The following is an 874-nucleotide window of genomic DNA, read 5'->3' as shown; positions in this document are numbered from 1 at the left end:
ACTTTCAGAATCAAACATATTTTAGAAATAATTATCTAAAATATGTTTCTTATATATTTATCTTTAATAAAATATTGCCTTTATATAAATCCTTTAATTATTTAAGGTGTTCTTTATAAAAAGGCTTTTATAAAAAGGACAGACCAATCCCCAAAGGGATTTGGAACTTGTCCTAAACCCCTTTGGGTAATTTAGCCTTTATAGGCAACTAGTTTTAAATCTTTTAGTAACTTTTATAATTTCTTAGTTACTCCAAATTATTTGATTTTCTTTTAAAAAATAAATAAATTTTTCTTTATCATATTTTCCTATATCTGGAATAATGATTGTATTTACGCTATATACAGAATATTCATAGTTAAAACCATATCCTAGAGCATTTATTTCATTCATTACGAGTTTTCTTTCACTCTCTATAAATGATACTTCTATTTTTGCCATTCTTTATCCTTATTTTATATTTCTCAAAAGTTAATTATCATGCTTATAGCTTTATGACGACTTTTACCTCTATAAATACACTTCTTACTAACTAAATCTAAAACTTGAAATATTGGATTGTTATTCCATTGTTTATATATAAGATAAGACAAATTTTTGTCCAATGCTAATTTTGAAAAATTATTTCTCATTTCACACCTCTCCAAAAGTATTAGTAACTTCAAATTGAATCTCTTCAATCATTACACCGAAATCAAATATATCAGTTATCCATTGATTATTGGAGAGGTAACTAAAAAACATACACTTTTTTGCTAATCCCTAAGCCACCATTTCAGATTGTAACACTTTTTCTTTTTCTTGTTTTTCTTCAAATTTAACAGGTGATAAATTTCCTAAATAACTATGACTTCTAACTCTATTATAATAAAAT

The 874-nt window shown here is 24.6% G+C and carries 1 protein-coding gene; it reads right to left on the bottom strand.

Going from position 1 to position 874, the window contains the following annotated elements:
* Window positions 1-243: 243 nt before the first annotated feature.
* Complete coding sequence (locus B0174_RS12025; RefSeq protein ID WP_108561358.1) at window positions 244-441, bottom strand: hypothetical protein; 198 nt, start codon at window positions 439-441, stop codon at window positions 244-246.
* Between the last annotated feature and the right edge of the window lie 433 nt (window positions 442-874).

This window comes from Arcobacter caeni, from assembly GCF_003063245.1.
Lineage (GTDB): Bacteria > Campylobacterota > Campylobacteria > Campylobacterales > Arcobacteraceae > Aliarcobacter > Aliarcobacter caeni.
This window is presented reverse-complemented; position numbering and strand designations above follow the sequence as displayed.